At 65.2% G+C, this 15864-nt stretch carries 12 protein-coding genes and 1 riboswitch; of the genes, 3 read left to right on the forward strand and 9 right to left on the reverse strand.

Features of this window, described 5'->3' with window-relative positions; genetic code table 11:
• Nucleotides 1-81: 81 nt before the first annotated feature.
• The 3 genes from R1H25_RS17105 to R1H25_RS17115 all read right to left on the reverse strand — a co-directional run bounded on the left by R1H25_RS17105 (nt 82) and on the right by R1H25_RS17115 (nt 2168).
• A complete protein-coding gene (locus R1H25_RS17105; RefSeq protein WP_317224169.1) occupies nt 82-1017 on the reverse strand; it encodes a FecR domain-containing protein in 936 nt (311 codons plus the stop codon).
• A 104-nt stretch (nt 1018-1121) separates the two neighbouring features.
• The gene (locus R1H25_RS17110; protein WP_317224170.1) at nt 1122-1622 is read right to left on the reverse strand and encodes an RNA polymerase sigma factor; all 501 of its coding nucleotides are present in this window, start codon (nt 1620-1622) and stop codon (nt 1122-1124) included.
• Nucleotides 1623-1694: 72 nt separating this feature from the next.
• On the reverse strand, nt 1695-2168 hold the full coding sequence (locus R1H25_RS17115) for a hypothetical protein (RefSeq protein ID WP_317224171.1): 474 nt from the start codon (nt 2166-2168) through the stop codon (nt 1695-1697).
• Between the two features lie 184 nt (nt 2169-2352).
• Between R1H25_RS17115 and ppa the strand changes: the two genes are divergently transcribed.
• Together ppa and R1H25_RS17125 are read left to right on the forward strand one after the other, a co-directional pair.
• Nucleotides 2353-2889, forward strand: a complete 537-nt coding sequence (gene ppa / locus R1H25_RS17120) for an inorganic diphosphatase (protein ID WP_005410935.1) — start codon at nt 2353-2355, stop codon at nt 2887-2889.
• 151 nt (nt 2890-3040) lie between these two features.
• A complete protein-coding gene (locus R1H25_RS17125) occupies nt 3041-4162 on the forward strand; it encodes an HDOD domain-containing protein (RefSeq protein WP_057501192.1) in 1122 nt (373 codons plus the stop codon).
• Nucleotides 4163-4218: 56 nt separating this feature from the next.
• On the opposite strand, the gene R1H25_RS17130 is transcribed toward R1H25_RS17125, so the two are convergent.
• The 6 genes from R1H25_RS17130 to thiC form a co-directional block, all read right to left on the reverse strand.
• Entirely contained in the window at nt 4219-4362 is a 144-nt protein-coding gene (locus R1H25_RS17130; protein ID WP_049444439.1) for a hypothetical protein, read from the reverse strand.
• 81 nt (nt 4363-4443) lie between these two features.
• Nucleotides 4444-7302 carry a TonB-dependent receptor gene (locus R1H25_RS17135; protein ID WP_317224172.1) on the reverse strand — a complete coding sequence of 953 codons (2859 nt, stop codon included), beginning with the start codon at nt 7300-7302 and terminating at the stop codon, nt 4444-4446.
• 49 nt (nt 7303-7351) lie between these two features.
• The gene (locus R1H25_RS17140) at nt 7352-8251 is read right to left on the reverse strand and encodes a helix-turn-helix transcriptional regulator (protein ID WP_049444442.1); all 900 of its coding nucleotides are present in this window, start codon (nt 8249-8251) and stop codon (nt 7352-7354) included.
• Between the two features lie 115 nt (nt 8252-8366).
• Nucleotides 8367-10694, reverse strand: a complete 2328-nt coding sequence (locus R1H25_RS17145) for a winged helix-turn-helix domain-containing protein (protein ID WP_317224173.1) — start codon at nt 10692-10694, stop codon at nt 8367-8369.
• Between the two features lie 259 nt (nt 10695-10953).
• Nucleotides 10954-11625, reverse strand: a complete 672-nt coding sequence (locus tag R1H25_RS17150) for an ion channel (protein ID WP_088480400.1) — start codon at nt 11623-11625, stop codon at nt 10954-10956.
• A 93-nt stretch (nt 11626-11718) separates the two neighbouring features.
• Nucleotides 11719-13563, reverse strand: a complete 1845-nt coding sequence (gene thiC, locus R1H25_RS17155; protein WP_317224174.1) for a phosphomethylpyrimidine synthase ThiC — start codon at nt 13561-13563, stop codon at nt 11719-11721.
• A gap of 82 nt (nt 13564-13645) precedes the next feature.
• Nucleotides 13646-13747: riboswitch (TPP riboswitch) on the reverse strand.
• A 245-nt stretch (nt 13748-13992) separates the two neighbouring features.
• Between thiC and R1H25_RS17160 the strand changes: the two genes are divergently transcribed.
• Complete coding sequence (locus tag R1H25_RS17160) at nt 13993-15570, forward strand: BCCT family transporter (protein WP_241880974.1); 1578 nt, start codon at nt 13993-13995, stop codon at nt 15568-15570.
• Nucleotides 15571-15864 lie beyond the last annotated feature (294 nt).

Raw genomic sequence — 15864 nt, forward strand, 5'->3', positions numbered from 1 at the left:
CCGACCGTTGGTCTGCTGGTTGCAGCGGTGGGCGCCGACCATTGGTCGGCACAGGGACAGTCATCCACGCACGGCGTGGATCTACGGATGGATGATGGCGACGCCGAGCGGCAGGCGAGTGACCTGCAAACCTGCTGTTGCTGCCAGTGCATCGAGCGCCTGCTCCGGGCGATCGATGCGCAATGCGGCACTCACTGCGGGCAGTCGCGACAGGTCACCGCGCACGAAGGTCGGGCCGGCGCGATAGCGCCCCACCCACTGCACGGCGTCGGCGACGCTGGCCTGCTCCAGCAGCAGCTCACCCTGTCGCCAGGCACCCACACTGTCGGCGGCCACATCCTGCAGACGCATCACGCCGCTGCGCCTGCCATAGACGGCACGCTGGCCCACCTGCAGGTAGGTCCAGCCACCGTCGGCCGGGCTGGCCACACGCACCCTGCCCTGCCCGACCTGGGTTTCCACCCGATCATCGCCACGCGCGACGGTAAACGCGGTGGAGATGTCCTCGACCACACCATTGCCCGCACGCACGCTGAAACGCCGCTGTGCATCCGGGCTGACTTCGAACCAGGCGCGTCCACGCAGCAGCTCGATCTCGCGCGCATGTGCATCGAAGCGCACGGCGATCGCGCTGTCCGCATCCAGCACGGCGCGACTTCCATCGGGCAGTTGCACGTTCTGCACGACATGCGTGCTGCGATGGTCGGCCTGCAGCCGCAACCAGGCCTCGGGCCAGGCGACCAGCATCGCCAGTGCCGCCGCCGCGGTCATTGCCCAGCGCAGCCGCCGCGGTCGACGTCGTTTGACCGGTGTGGCCTGCGGGCGCGGCCCGACACTGCGCCACAGCGCACGCTCGTGTTCGAAGGCGCGTCGGTGCCCCGGTTGTGCCAGCCAGCGCTCGAACTCGTGCATGCGCCCCTCGCCGATGTCACCCGAGGCCAGCCACGCAATCCAGCCCCGGGCCTGTTCGGCCAGGGCATCGTCATTGGCGGCGGGCAGCGTGTTCGGCGGGCTCATCGGCTGGCGGACAGGCGCATTCAAGCGCGGGCGAAGGAACTAGACCGCATCTACGGTCCAGTGATCAAGACGTTTCAGCGAAGGCCAGCCCCAAGCCGGGGCGATCATCGGCCGCTGCGCGCCCAGGCCAGTCGTTGCAGTGCGCTGCGCACATGGTTCTCGACGGTGGTCACCGATACCCCGAGACGGCGGGCGATCTCGGCCTGGGTCAGGCCCTGCAGGCGGTTGAGCCGGAAGATGGTGCGGGTCGGCTCCGGCAGGTGTCCTGCCGCGTCGAGCACCCGCTGCAGCTCGTCCTGTGCCATCGCATGCTCCTCGGTCGAGATCACCTCGTCCGGCCCCCACAGGTAGTGATCGGCCAGCAGGCGGCTGCGCCGGGTCGATTCGCGGCCGTGGTCGGTGGCCAGGTTCGCGGCCAACCGGTACAGATAGGCGCGCGGGTTATCGATGGACTGACTGTCGTCGACCCCGCGGGCCTTGAACCACACAGCCTGGATCACGTCCTCGGCGCCGTTGTCGCCGCCGAGTATGCGCTGCACCCGGCGCAGCAGCGCGGGCCGCTCGCGGATCAGCAGTTCGGTAAGGGAGGCGGCATTGGAGGACATGCGCGGAACCGGGACGACAGGCAGAAGGCGCCGCGCATGCTACTCCGCAAATGCGAATCAGTCACGTTCCCATCAGTGAATGCACTCGGTCAGTCCGTCATAGGCGCTTTGCGACGTGCCTGGCAGCGGGTCGTGCAGCGGATTGCGAGCCGCCAGGGCAGCATGGAAGTCCTCCACCGCCGTGCCCGGCATGAGCGGTAGCCGGCACAGCCAGGTCGGCTGCCGCGCCACGATCGCACCGTCATTCCGCGATACGGCCAGGTCACTGGCGGCGAATGCCCACAGGCACTCGTGCACCGTGCCGCGCACCGCATCCACCGAACAACGCAGGCGCAGCGCCCGGATGTCGCTGTATTCGCCCTCGCAGAAGGTGTCGCCACAGATGGCATCGAAGCCATGCTGCAGACGGCCTTCCAGAGCGAAGAAGCGGTCCCAGTTGGCCTCCTGGTGCGGGTAGTCGATCAGGTCGGCATAGGGAAGCGCCTGTACCGGCGACACCATCAGCAGCGCGCAGGCCAGGCCGATCGACAGGGCAGATGCTTTCATGCGGGAGCTCCTTGGGATGAGGGTTCCAGCCTGCACCCGGCGTCCCGACGTCCCCATCGGGCAACCCCACCAGCACGTGTGGGCGGCCGCCGTGCCGTACTGTCGGCCCCCCTCCCCTGCACAGCGCCCGGCAAAGGCATAAAATGGGGAGCTATCCGTCTATATCCCCCACCTGGAGCACACCATGGGTCTGGAACTCGTCTCGCCCGGCAAGAACCCGCCGGAAGAAATCAACGTCATCATCGAGATCCCGAAGGACTCGGAGCCGGTGAAGTACGAAGTGGACAAGGAAACCGGCGCGATCTTCGTCGACCGCATCCTGTCCACCCCGATGCGCTACCCCTGCAACTACGGCTACGTGCCGAGCACCCTGTGCGGCGACGGCGACCCGGCCGACGTGCTGGTGGTGCTGCCGCTGCCGCTGGTGCCGGGCTCGGTCGTGCGCTGCCGTCCGGTCGGCGTGCTGAAGATGAGCGATGAGGCAGGCAGCGACGAGAAGATCCTGGCCGTGCCGGTCTCGAAGATCTTCAGTGGCTACGCTCACGTCGAAGACATCGCCCAGGTGTCCAGCCACTGGCTGGAGCGAATCGGCCACTTCTTCGAGCATTACAAGGACCTGGAGAAGGGCAAGTGGGTCAAGCTGGATGGTTGGGGCGGCGCCGCTGAGGCCAAGCAGATCCTGATCGAGGCGCACCAGCGCCATCTCGACAGCAAGGCCTGAGCCTGAACCGGATCGCTCCGGCAGGCCCTGCCGGAGCGATGCGGGTCACGTTTCACGACGACGGCACATCACACGTGCCGCCGTATTAGGTAAATTGCGTCACTTCACACGTCATCGACATCCATCGTCGAGACAGCCAGGGGAATGTGTCGTGCGTATTCTGCTTGTTGGGGATGCAGCCAGCCTGCCGGCTGAGCTGACCGAATTCATTGCCGATCTTGGGGAAGACTGGCAGCCGTTGACCGCCGCCGATGGCCAGACCGCGATGACCGCGGTGGCCACGCAGGGCGTGGATGCGGTGATCGTCTGCCCGCAGCTGCCGGACCTCAATGCCACCACGCTGCTCGGCCAGATCCGGACCTTGCGCCCGGAAACCATCCGCATTGCGCTGGTGGACGCCCAGCATGGCAACCGGCCGCCGCCGGCACGCCTGATCGGCGTCGCCCATCGCTTCCTGCCGCTGCCATTGGCGCCGGAAGTTCTACTGGAAGCGCTGACCAGCCTGGAGGAGCTGCGCGAAGTGCTGGACAGCCCACGCCTGCGCGACGCCATCGGCCGTATCGAGAAGCTGCCCTCGCCGCCGCACCTGTACCTGAGCCTGACCCAGGCACTGGAACATGACGATGACGCCGACAGCGCCGACGTCGCCAAGCTGGTGGCCGCCGATCCGGCCATCGCCGCCAAGGTACTGCAGCTGTCGAACTCGGCGTTCTTCAGCCAGGGCCGCACCATCGCCGACCTGCGCACCGCCGTGACCCGCCTCGGCCTGTCGACGCTGCGCGATCTGGTACTGGCCAGCGAGGTGTTCTCGGCACCGACGCTGTCCACGGCCGAGCGTAATTCACTACAGCAGCGCGCCCTGCTTGCCTCGCGCCTGGCGGCACGCCTGCTGCCCGAATCCAGCGCCGAGCTGGGCGCGACCGCCGCACTGCTGGCCGACATCGGCCTGCTGCTGCCGGGCGTACGCAACGAACGCAGCGAGCCGTCGCTGGCCGGTGACACCCGCCCCGGCCACGCCGAAGCCGGCGCTTATCTGCTGGGCCTGTGGGGCCTGCCGATGCCGATCATCGAAGCGGTCGCCTTCCATCTGCAGCCGCAGCGTGCCAATACGCGCAGCTTCTGGGTGACCGGCGCGGTGCACGTGGCACTGGCACTGGTCAATGGCGATCCGGTGGACGAGGACTACCTGCAACGCGCGGGTGTACTCAACAAGCTGCCGCAATGGCGCGAGCATGCCAATGCGTTGATGGGACTGGTACCCAGCGAGGTCTGAGCCGTCAACGCAGGAAGAACCTCGAAGGCGCGCCCAGGGGCGCGCCTTTTTTTGCATCAGCGCGCGCCGCAGGCATCCTGCACGCAGTGGCGATACTGCAGATCGCACAGGACCTTGGACTTGCCTGCAGCCAGGCATTCCTGACGCAGTTCCTCGCAGTACAGCCCGCCCCCACAGACGCCACCGGTCTGGGCGAACACCGCATTTCGGAACTCCCTTACAAAAAAAGAGGGCGGACCTTGCGGTCCGCCCTCCCGGTACTGCTATCGCACTTCAAACAATCAGAAGCGCTGGGTGTACTTCATGTAGTAGAAGCGACCGATATCGAAGCCACCGTAGTAGGAGAAGCTCGAGTTCGGCTGGCTGTACATGACCGGGCCTTCGTGGTTGAACACGTTGTTGGCGCCCAGCGAGACAGTGGCTTCCCACGGCAGGTTGTAACGCACCTGCACGTCGTGGAAGGTGTTCGAACCCACCTTGCGGCTCGGCTGACCCAGGGTGTACGCCGAGGTGAAGTCAGGCAGGTTGCACTCGGTATCGTAGGAGCACGGCTCCTTCATGCCCGAGTAGTAACGCACGCCCCAGTTCACGCCCAGGTTGCCCAGGGTCCAGTCGACGTTGAGGTTCGAACGGACGCGGAAGTTGGCACCCCAATCGCCGGTCGCCCAGCTGTTGTGCTGCTCGACCGGGGTTTCGGCTTCGTTGTCACGCTTGTACTCGAGGTAATCGACGTAGGTGGTCTTCCAGTCGATGACGAACTTGCCGAAGGAGAACTCCGGCAGGCGGTACTTGACGCCCAGGTCGTAACCTGCGGTTTCCTGGTAACCACCGTTGATCAGGGTACGGGTGACGTCGACCACCTGGTTGACGGCACGGCCGTCGGTACCGCGTTCGAAACGCTCACACGCCGACGCCACGCCCAGCACGTAGCACTGGTTGAGGATCGAGGTCACCGACTCGGCGGCGATCACGTTGTTGATGCGGATCTTCCACCAGTCGAGGCTGACGTCCAGGCCCTGCACGAAGTTCGGGCTGTACACCAGGCCGGCGGTCCAGGTCTTGGAGGTTTCCGGCTTCAGTTCCGGGTTGGAGCCCGACTCGAAAGCGCTGTAGGACTGGGTGCCCGGGCCGGTCGACTGCGCACCGCCGGAGGTGATCTGGCGGAAGTTGGCCGGAACGCCGCGTGCCTGGCAGGCAGCCGCCACCGAGGCGTTGCGCGCGGCCGAGCCGAAGCTGCTGTCACACGGATCGGTGTAGGCGTCGAAGGTCTGCGACGTGCCACCGTACATGTTGGAGATGCTCGGGGCGCGGAAGCCGGTCGAGTAGGTCGCACGCACCAGCAGGTCGTCGATCGGCTTCCACTTCAGGCCGAACTTGCTGTTGATGGTATCGCCGAAGGTGTTGTAGTCCGAGTAACGGCCGGCCATGTCGAGCGACAGCTCCTTGGCGAACGGCATGTCGGCCAGCACCGGCACGTTCAGTTCGACGTAGAACTCGTCGAGCTTGTAGCTGCCCTTGGTCGGCTTGCCAGCCAGATCGGTGCTCAGGCCGGACTGCAGCAGCGCATCCGGGTTGTACTCACCGCTTTCTTCACGGTGCTCGTAACCGGCGGCAATGGCCAGTTCACCGGCCGGCAGCGAGAACAGCGAGCCACCGATGTTGGCGCTGTACGCCTTGGTGGTGTTGGTGTAGGTGTCGTGGCTCGGCAGGTACAGGTAGGCCTGCAGGGCCGGATCGGCCAGCGAGCCGTTGCCGGTCGAGCCGTACGGTGCCAGCGGGTTCCACGGGGTACAGCCTGCGATGACATGACCCGGGGTGCCGCAACGGGCAACGTCGCCATCCATGAAGGACGGTCCGACCGCGTTCTGCACGTTCGGAATGAACAGGTTGCCGGTGCCGGTCTTCACGCCCTTGTTCTGGTTGTAGACGTAGCCCACGTCCCAATCCCAGAACTTGTCGCCGAACTCGAACGAACCTTCCAGGCCGGCCGAGAAGCGGAAGGTCTCCTGCTCGGACTCGGTCTGGCGCGGCACTTCGGACGTACGACGGATGAAGTTCGCGTCCGTGCCCAGCGGGTTGTAGATGCTGTTGGCCGACAGCGGGGTCTCATAGACCTCCGACTGGTACGGATAGCCAGCGATCTGCTGGGTCGCCGTACGCTTGGTGTACAGCACATTCGCGGTACCGCGGATGTTGTCGGTGAAGTCGTAGTTGCCGTTGGCGAACACCGAACGACGGGTCAGCTTGTTCTGCAGCCACATTTCCTGGCTGGCATTGGTGTAGTCAGCCGTGCCGAACTCGCGGAAATCGGCCATGGTGTTGCCCGAGCCGTTGTTGGCGCGGGTGTACCAGTTGTCGTTGCTGTCGATCAGCACGCCGTGGTTGGACGCCGGCGACCAGCCGTTGGCGTCCGTATCCGTCGGGTTCGGGTGGAACTGACCGTTCGGGTAACGGCTGAAGGCACGATCCTTCGCCCAGACCGGATCTTCCTTGCTGTACTCGGCGCCGAAGGTGATCGAACCACGCTCACCGGTCTGGCCGTAGACGAAGTTGTAGACCTGCTTCTCGCCGTCGCCCTTGTTGTACTGACCGCCGTAGACGCTGGCTTCCAGACCGTCGAAGTTCTTGCGGGTGATGATGTTGATCACGCCGGCGATGGCGTCGGAGCCGTAGATCGCCGAAGCGCCGTCGGTCAGCACTTCAATGCGCTCGACCACCGAGGTCGGGATGGAGGCCAGGTCGGTGTAGCCACCGGTGCTGACGCCCATGCGCTTGCCGTCCAGCAGCACCAGGGTGCGCTCCGGGCCCAGACCGCGCAGGTCGACGTACTGGCCGCCCACTTCTTCGCCCGAGGTCAGGGCATCAGCGCGGCTGATGGCCGGCGAACCGGTCGCCGACAGGTTCTGCACGATGTCGCCGACGCTGGTGAAGCCCTGCTTCTCGATGTCGGCACGCTGCAGCGCGATCACGGGCTGCGCGGTTTCCATGCTCGCCTGGCGGATGCGCGAGCCGGTGACCGAAATGCGGTCCAGGTCGGTCGTGGGCTTTGCTTCCTGGGCGGAAGCAAAGGCCGGCGCCAGCGCCAGCGCGATGCCGGCAGGCAGCAGGCCGAGCCGCACTGCGGGATTACAAACGTTCATCTATCTCTCCAAGGTACGTGTTAGCAGCGTGTTAAAACACCCCAGCACGTTACGATTGCGTTGCGACGCTGTATTTGCGCGACCCAACCGGAGACTTTGCAGAATGTGGCGGCAGGAGACCGCCGTTCTCGCGGAACCGCGAAGCCGACTGGCCATAACGGGCGCGGAAGGCACGCGCGAAGCTGCAGCAGTTGTCGAAACCGCTGGCAGCGGCCACTTCGCCCACCATCATGTCGGTATCACGCAGCAGGTCAGCCGCACGCTCGAGGCGCAACCGGGCCGAAAGCGACTGCGGGCTTTCTTCGTACAGGCTCTGGAAGGTCTTGGAGAGGTACCAGCTGGAGAAGTTGGTCAGCTCGGCCAGCTCACCGATCCGCACCACGCGGTGGCTGTTGCCCTCCAGGTAGAGCCGCGCGCGCTGCATGCGCCCGAACACCTGGCGCTTGCGGCTGCGCGAACGCCCTGGGCAGCGCTGCACGTTCTCGGCCAGGCCCCGCTGGAGGCTGGCCAGGTGCAGCAGCAGGGGCCGCAGAGCCTGGGCGGGCTGGCCACTGGCCAACGCATCGCGCCACAGCCGCAGGCCGACCCGTGCGTCACTGCGCCCCATCCGGCCGCGGCCGGCATACAGGCCACAGTCGGCCATCTCGGTCAGCACCCGCAGCGCTTCGACATTCAGGTTCAATCCCACGCAGAGCCCGTTGCGGCCCGCCTGCACCAACGGTCGGGATTCCTTCTCGAAGGCGATCCACTCGCCCTGACGCAACCGGAAGCGACCTTCCTTGGCCTCCACCCAGGAACTGCCACGAACCTGCATCCAGACCGTGAAGTTGTTCCCCGCGGTCTGCAGGCTGCCCAGCCGGGCAACCCCCAGGCAGGTGGGCGCCACGTCATCAAGGGCCTTGTCGAGGGAAACGGTTTGGCCACGATCGGCCAGCGAGAGTTGACGCATGGGGGCACCACGGATTTGCCAAGTACAGGCCTCCGTTTTGCCCAATCGGGCGGCAGCGTGTCAGGAAAGACAGCCGAGATCGCCACGAATTCGCGGCGAGAACCACACGAAAGAATTACGAAGAAAAATTCTTCTTCAAAATCAATATTCTGGAGATCGCCGGGAACAGTGCCGGGGCTTGCTCTGGCAGCCGCATGACGCCGATGTCTGCACCGTCACTGACCGCCAGGGCCACATACAGCTCGCGCCCATCGGCGCTGGCACTGATTCCATTGCCTGCACTGAGCCGCTGCGGGTCGAGGCAGCGCTCCGGCGTCTCGGTTCCCGCCTCGATCCTGACCAGGGTCGTGCCGCACTGGGTGGAGGTTCCGAGGTAACCGACGCCACCACTGCCGGCAACGGTCCAGGTGCGGTAGCGCCAGCGGCTCGGCCGGTCTTCACTGATCTGGCGCACGCTGGCCGACGACAACGCAGGATCGACCGACCACAGTCCACCGGCGGCAAGGCGCGTGAACAGGATCCGTCCGCTGCCGCGATCGAAGCGAGCCTGCGACACCCCATCGATGCTGGCCAACCGACGCCACGGTTGCGTGCTGCGATCAAACAGGCTCAAGCGGGTGCGCTGGTCCGCGTCGCGCTCGACCACCAGCAGCTGATTCTCGGTTGCCGCGTACAACGCCTGCAACGGTTGTTCCGCAGGCACCGGTAATGGCTGCAGGCGCTCATCGCGTGGTGAGATTTCATAGACCACCGTGCGCCCGTGCTCATCACGTCCCACCACCAGCAGGTGGCGGCTGTCGGCGGACCAGTCCGGTGCCTGCCGTCCCTCCGGCCGCAGGCCCTCGATCGGCCGCAGCGAATCCGGCCGCTGCATGTCCGCCCACCACAGGGCGAAACTGCCGGAACGATCGGAGGTGAAAACCAGTTGCCGACCATCGGGGGCGGCCATCGGCTGGCCGTCACGGCCACTGGAGGCAAACAGGCGCTCGGCGTGTCCTCCCTCGGTGGGCACCTTGAACACCCCGAACTGCGCACGCCGGTGAACGAACGCCAATACACCGCCATGCCGCGAGACCGCGGGCCACTGCGCATCGTCCAGGCCCGCGTCGCGCAGCGTACGGCGCTCAACGTCGAGGTAATACAGGCGCACTTCGCTGTCGACGCGACGGCCGAATACGATGGTGCGTCCATCCCCCAGCCAGGCCCAGCCTCGCTGTTCCGCTGCTTCGTTGGTCAGCTGCTCCGGAGTACCGCCGTTGGCGGGCATCCGCCACAGATCACCCATCTGTGGATTGCGCACGAACACCAGCCACTTGCCGTCGGGCGAATAACGCGGCGCGTAGTCGAAGTCATCGGCATCGACGCTGTAGTCCAGGTCGCGCCATTGGCCACTGGCCAGGTCGAGCACGCGGATGCCGCGATGCGCGTAGCGCCCGACCATGCTGCCGAACACCAGCCCACGGCCGTCCGGGGTCCAGTCGAAGCTGAGCAGTTCGGTGCCGTCACAACGTGTGGCCTGGCGCAGGGCCCCACCCGTGGCACTGGCGATCAGCACCTGGCAGCCACCATCGGCACTGAACCGCGCAAACGCGATCTCGCGCCCATCCGGCGACCAGCTCGGGAAACGATCACTGGCACCGGCCGGGGGCACCAACAACTGGCGGGCGGGCGCATTGCCAGACGTCTGCACCTTGATTGCTCCGCCGCCGTTGCCGTCCTCATTGGCGCCTTCGTAGGCAACCTGGGAACCATCCGGCGAAAGCGTTGGATACGTCTCGAACCCACTGGTCGCGGTGATCAGCCGGTACGGCCGCTGCGGGCTGCCGATCACACGGACACCGTTCTCGACAGCCTCGTCCACCGGTGAACTTGCCGCCGGAGCGCGCCGCAGCAACAGCATCGTCAGCACGATCACCGTCACGAGCATCAAAATGCCGGTGGCCAGCAATACCTGGCGCCGCACCTGCCGCCATGTCCGGCGCAGACCCGGCACTGGCAACGCAGCACCGTCCGGGGCCGCAGCCACGGCGGCTGCCAATGGCAAGGACGGATCGGCCAACTCGACGATGTCCATGACAGGCTCGGGCGTGTCCAGCACCTGCACCGGCACCAACAAGCGGTAGCCGCTCTTGGCGATGGTCTCGATGTAGGCCTGCCCGTTGTCTTCGTCGTTGGCAAACGCCTTGCGCAGCTGGGTGACCGCCTGGGTCAGCACGTCGTTGGTGGGCAGCGTGTCGGGCCACACCTCGGCAAACAGCTCCTCGCGGGTAACCACCCGCCCCGGCTGCCGCAGCAACACTCGCAGCACACCCAGTGCCTTTGGCGTGAGCCGGCGTGGACGACGCGCACCCGCAGCCTCGACCTCTCGCGAGGACAAGGTAACGACGCATTCGCCAACCTGGATACGGTCAGCGTCGGGCGGCTGTATTTCGCTGCTGTTCATTTTCCGATATACAGTAGGGACGGGCCTGGGCAGGTTTCACCAGCGATACCGTCCGCCTGCAGGGACAACAAAAAGCCAGATTCCGCACAAAGCATCGGCGCATACCGCAAAAACAATTACGCATACGAATATTAGCCTATGCCGGTTACCCCGCCTATGACGGGGTCGACACTCAGGCTCTCTCTCGCCGACGCATTCACATAATCTGCATCACCATTCGCGCCCTCTTGGGCGCGATATTTTTATCTGGCGTTCATTTTCACACGCGTCGCAGCATCGTCAATCCGACCAGCCGCGACACCACAAGCGCGACGTACATCACCCCTGCGAACTGCTCCAGCATTACCAAAGCCCGCGCTTGCGGATGCAGCGGTACTACATCGCTTAATCCCACTCCGGACAGCAAGCTGAAGCTCAGATAAAGCAGCTCCATCCAACTGCGCTGATCACCACCGCCGGTGCCGTGGAAACTGCCCGGATACCACTGCTGGCACACAGCGAAAGCAAACGCGAAGGCCCACGCCAGCAAGGTGAAGGTCGCTCCCGCAGCGAACAGTTCGTCCCGGGTGACTTTATGGTCCTGCAGCATGTAGGCGATCAACGCGCCCGCCGTATAGAAGTACAGCAGGCTCTCCAGCAGCTGCGCAGTGGTGAGCAGGCCGGTGCGATCCAACAGCGCGCCAGCCAGCGAGAACACCACCGAGGGAATGGCCAGCAGCAACGCCAGCCAGGTGCCCAGCGGACTGCGCTGGACCACCCACAGCGCCAGGCCGAGTACCGCCATGCCGAACATGCCCAGCGCCGCCCGGCCACCGGCGGTGTCATCGAGGGCGGGATACAGCAGCACTGCGATCAACTGGGCGGCCAACAGCCAGGCCGAAGGATGGCGGCGGGCGATGGCCAGCCAACGGGTGGTCATGGCAACGGGCATGGCGTCCTTTCCCCTGGGCGATGCGCGGAGGATAGCCGGGCGCGGCGTGATGAACGGTAGTGCCGGCCATTGCCCGGCACTACCCGTTACGCATCACCCCTGGTGGTAGACCTCGGCACCGGCCGCGCGGAACTCCTCCGACTTCTCCTTCATGCCGGCCTCGGCGTAGTCGCGTACGTCCTGGGTGATTTTCATCGAACAGAAGTGCGGACCGCACATCGAGCAGAAGTGCGCCAGCTTGTGCGCATCCTTCGGGAGGGTCTCGTCGTGGAACTCCTTGGCCTTCTCCGGATCCAGGCCAAGGTGGAACTGGTCTTCCCAGCGGAACTCGAAGCGCGCCTTGCTCAATGCGTTGTCGCGCACCTGCGCACCCGGATGGCCCTTGGCCAGATCAGCCGCATGCGCGGCGATGCGGTAGGCCATGATGCCGTCGCGCACATCCTGGCGGTTGGGCAGGCCGAGATGCTCCTTCGGCGTCACGTAGCAGAGCATGGCCGTACCGAACCAGCCGATCATTGCCGCGCCGATCGCGCTGGTGATGTGGTCGTAGCCGGGCGCGATATCGGTGGTCAGCGGCCCCAGCGTGTAGAACGGCGCCTCGCCACACTCACGCAGCTGCTTGTCCATGTTCTCCTTGATCAGCTGCATCGGCACGTGGCCGGGGCCTTCGATCATGGTCTGCACATCGTGCTTCCAGGCAATCTTCGTCAGCTCACCCAACGTTTCCAGCTCACCGAACTGCGCGGCGTCGTTGGCATCGGCGATGCAGCCCGGGCGCAGGCCGTCACCCAGCGAGAAGGTTACGTCGTAGGCCTTCATGATCTCGCAGATGTCTTCGAAATGCGTGTAGAGGAAATTTTCCTTGTGGTGCGCCAGGCACCACTTGGCCATGATCGATCCACCGCGGCTGACGATGCCGGTCACGCGCTTGGCGGTGAGCGGCACATAGCGCAGCAGCACGCCGGCATGGATGGTGAAGTAGTCCACGCCCTGCTCGGCCTGCTCGATCAGCGTGTCGCGGAAGATCTCCCAGGTAAGTGCCTCGGCACGGCCATCGACCTTTTCCAGCGCCTGGTAGATCGGCACGGTACCGATCGCCACCGGCGAGTTGCGGATGATCCACTCGCGGGTCTCGTGGATGTGCTTGCCGGTGGACAGGTCCATCACCGTGTCACCGCCCCAGCGGATCGCCCACACCAGCTTCTCCACTTCCTCGGCAATGCCCGAAGAGACGGCGCTGTTGCCGATGTTGGCGTTGATCTTGGTCAGGAAATTGCGGCCGATGATCATCGGCTCGCTTTCCGGGTGGTTGATGTTGTTGGGCAGCACCGCACGGCCACGGGCGATTTCGTCGCGCACGAATTCCGGGGTGATGATCTTCTGGATCGACGCGCCGAACGCCTCGCCCGGGTGCTGCTGCAGCAGGCCGGCATCGCGGATCGCGTCCAGCCGCTGGTTTTCGCGGATGGCGACGAACTCCATCTCCGGCGTGATGATGCCGCGGCGCGCGTAGTGCATCTGGGTGACGTTGGCACCTGCACGCGCACGGCGTGGCAGGCTGCGCGCGGGGAAGCGCACCGCATCGAGCTTCGGGTCATGCTCGCGATCACGGCCGAACGAAGAACTCAGTCCTTCGAGCTGCTCGGTATCACCGCGCTCTTCCACCCAGCCGCGACGCAGTTCCGGCAAACCGGCGGACAGATCGATGCGCACCTCGGGATCGGTGTACGGGCCCGACGTGTCGTAAACGGTCACCGGTGCATTCTCTTCACCACCGAACAAGGTTGGCGTGCGGGTCAGCGCGATCTCGCGCATCGGCACCCGCAGATCCGGGCGTGACCCGGGCACGTGGATCTTGCGCGAGCCGGGAATGGGCCGGGTCACGGATTCGGAGAGTTGCTGGGCCTGTTGCTGCAGGGCGGAGAGCTGTGCGTTCATCGGGCATCGTCCAGGAAGGTCAGGGACGAAGCGGCGGCGCACTGCGCCCGCGCACGAACGGTCCTTGGGCGGAGTCCGGGCACGGCTGCACTGCAAAGCTTCCCTACGCCGGTATGAGCCGGATCAGGTTCCAAGGGACTGTCTCAACCGTGGCCACATGGCCGCGGTACCCCCGCTTCTTGGTGTGCATTAGAGCATAGAACGCACTGCAGCTCCTGGCTGTTCCAGCCACGCACGACGTGGATCCGCTGTTTCTGTATTAACAGAACCGTGACATCGCATTCAGTAACGTGCACGCGCATCGTGCCGCTGCGGCCGGTGTTTCCTCGCCGCCTTCGCGGCCCCTGCCCGGTCTGTGCTGCATGTCGCCGGCCCCTCGCAGCAAGCGCTGCTCGCTCCCCTCAATCCCTTGATCGGAGAAGCCCCTTCATGGTGTTTCGCGTTTCCATCGCACTGGTTCTGCTGCTGGTGCTGCTCGCCGGTGTTGCACCCGGCCCCTTCAATACCGTGGTGCAGAGCATCCTCGGCGAACTCATCCGCGGCATCGGCTGGCTGTACCTGCTGGTCGTGTTCCTGGCGCTTGTGTTCCTGATGTATCTGGCCTTTGGCCGCTTCGGCAACCTGCGCATCGGTGGCGAAGACGCCGAACCGGAGTTCTCGCGGGCCAGCTGGATGTCGATGCTGTTCGCCGCTGGCATGGGCATCGGTCTGGTGTTCTGGGGCGCCGCCGAGCCCATTTCGCACTTCAGCAAGCCACCGGAAGGGCTGGCACCTGAAAGCATGGACGCTGCGCGTGCTGCCATGCGCTACGTGTTCTTCCATTGGGGCCTGCACCCCTGGGCCATCTATGCGCTGATCGGCCTGGCAATGGCCTGGTTCCAGTTCAACCGCAACGGCCGTGGGTTGGTCAGTGACATGCTGCAGCCGATCATCGGCCGCCACCACCGCGGCTGGATCGGCCGCGTGGTCAACATCGCTGCCGTCGTCGCCACTGCGATTGGTGTCGCTACCACGCTGGGCTTCGGCACCATCCAGATCGCCGCCGGCATGGAGCGCGTGTTCGGCCTGCACGCGGGTGCTCCGCTGCAGCTGGTGATCATTGCGGTGGCGTTCGTGTTGTACATGGCTTCCACGCTCAGCGGCGTCGACCGCGGCGTCAAATGGCTGTCCAATTTCAATCTGGCGTTGGCCGCCGTGCTGTTGCTGCTGGTCCTCGTGCTTGGCCCGACCGGTGCGATCTTCAACACGTTCACCACCACGCTGGGCTCCTACCTCAACCAACTGGTGACGATGAGCCTGCGCATGTCGCCGTTCTCATCCAGCACCTGGGTGGCCGACTGGACGATCTTCTACTGGGCCTGGTGGATTTCCTGGGCGCCCTTCGTGGGTTCATTCATCGCGCGCATCTCGCGCGGGCGCAGCGTGCGTGAGTTCGTGATCGGCGTGGTGCTGGCACCGACGCTGCTGGGCTTCTTCTGGTTCTCGGTGTTTGGTGGTACCGCGATCTGGATGCAGATCTTCGGCCAGGCCGATCTGATGCAGGCACTGGGCAATGGCTATGAGACGGTGCTGTTCACGATGTTCGACAGCATGCCGCTGCCGTTGCTGCTGTCGTGCATCGCGCTGGTGCTGCTGATGATCTTCTTCGTGACCTCGGCCGACTCGGCGGTGCTGGTGCTGGCCAGCATGTCCACCGATGAAGCCGGCGATCCGCCACCCAAGCGCAAGCTGGCCTGGGGCGTGGGCGTGGCGCTGATTGCCGGCGCACTGCTGCTGGCCGGCGGCCTGGATGCGCTGCAGGGCATGATCACCATTGCGGCGTTGCCGTTTGCGCTGCTGATGGTGCTGGTGATGGTGTCGCTGTACCGGGTGCTGGACCAGGAGTACACGCGGGAGCGGCGGCAGGCACAGCGCCAGCGGCATATGATCGATGCGTGGATCGCACGCGAGATGGCCGCGCAGGAGGAGACCCAGGCGGAGGCCGCACGCGCGCACGATCAGGATTGAGGGGGGGTTTGCAGCCTGCGGCTGCACCGCTTTTCTCAAGCAACGACAACAGCAACCTCAAAAGCAGCTCTGGGTTGCTGCTGGTTTGGCGGGGCGGTGTGGGCTGGCAGGACACGCCGTAAACCCATCCCTGGGGGCTCGATGGCGCCATCCATGGCGCCAACGGTCCTGCCAGCCCACGCCGCCCCACCCCCGACAGTTTCCGTGTGACGGTGGGTTTTCCACGCTATGCGTGGATGAGGTGTATCGGAAAACAAGAAGGGGTGGGATCCGTTTTCCTGCGGAAAACGGATC

This window comes from Stenotrophomonas veracruzanensis (genome assembly GCF_032911525.1).
GTDB lineage: Bacteria > Pseudomonadota > Gammaproteobacteria > Xanthomonadales > Xanthomonadaceae > Stenotrophomonas > Stenotrophomonas africana.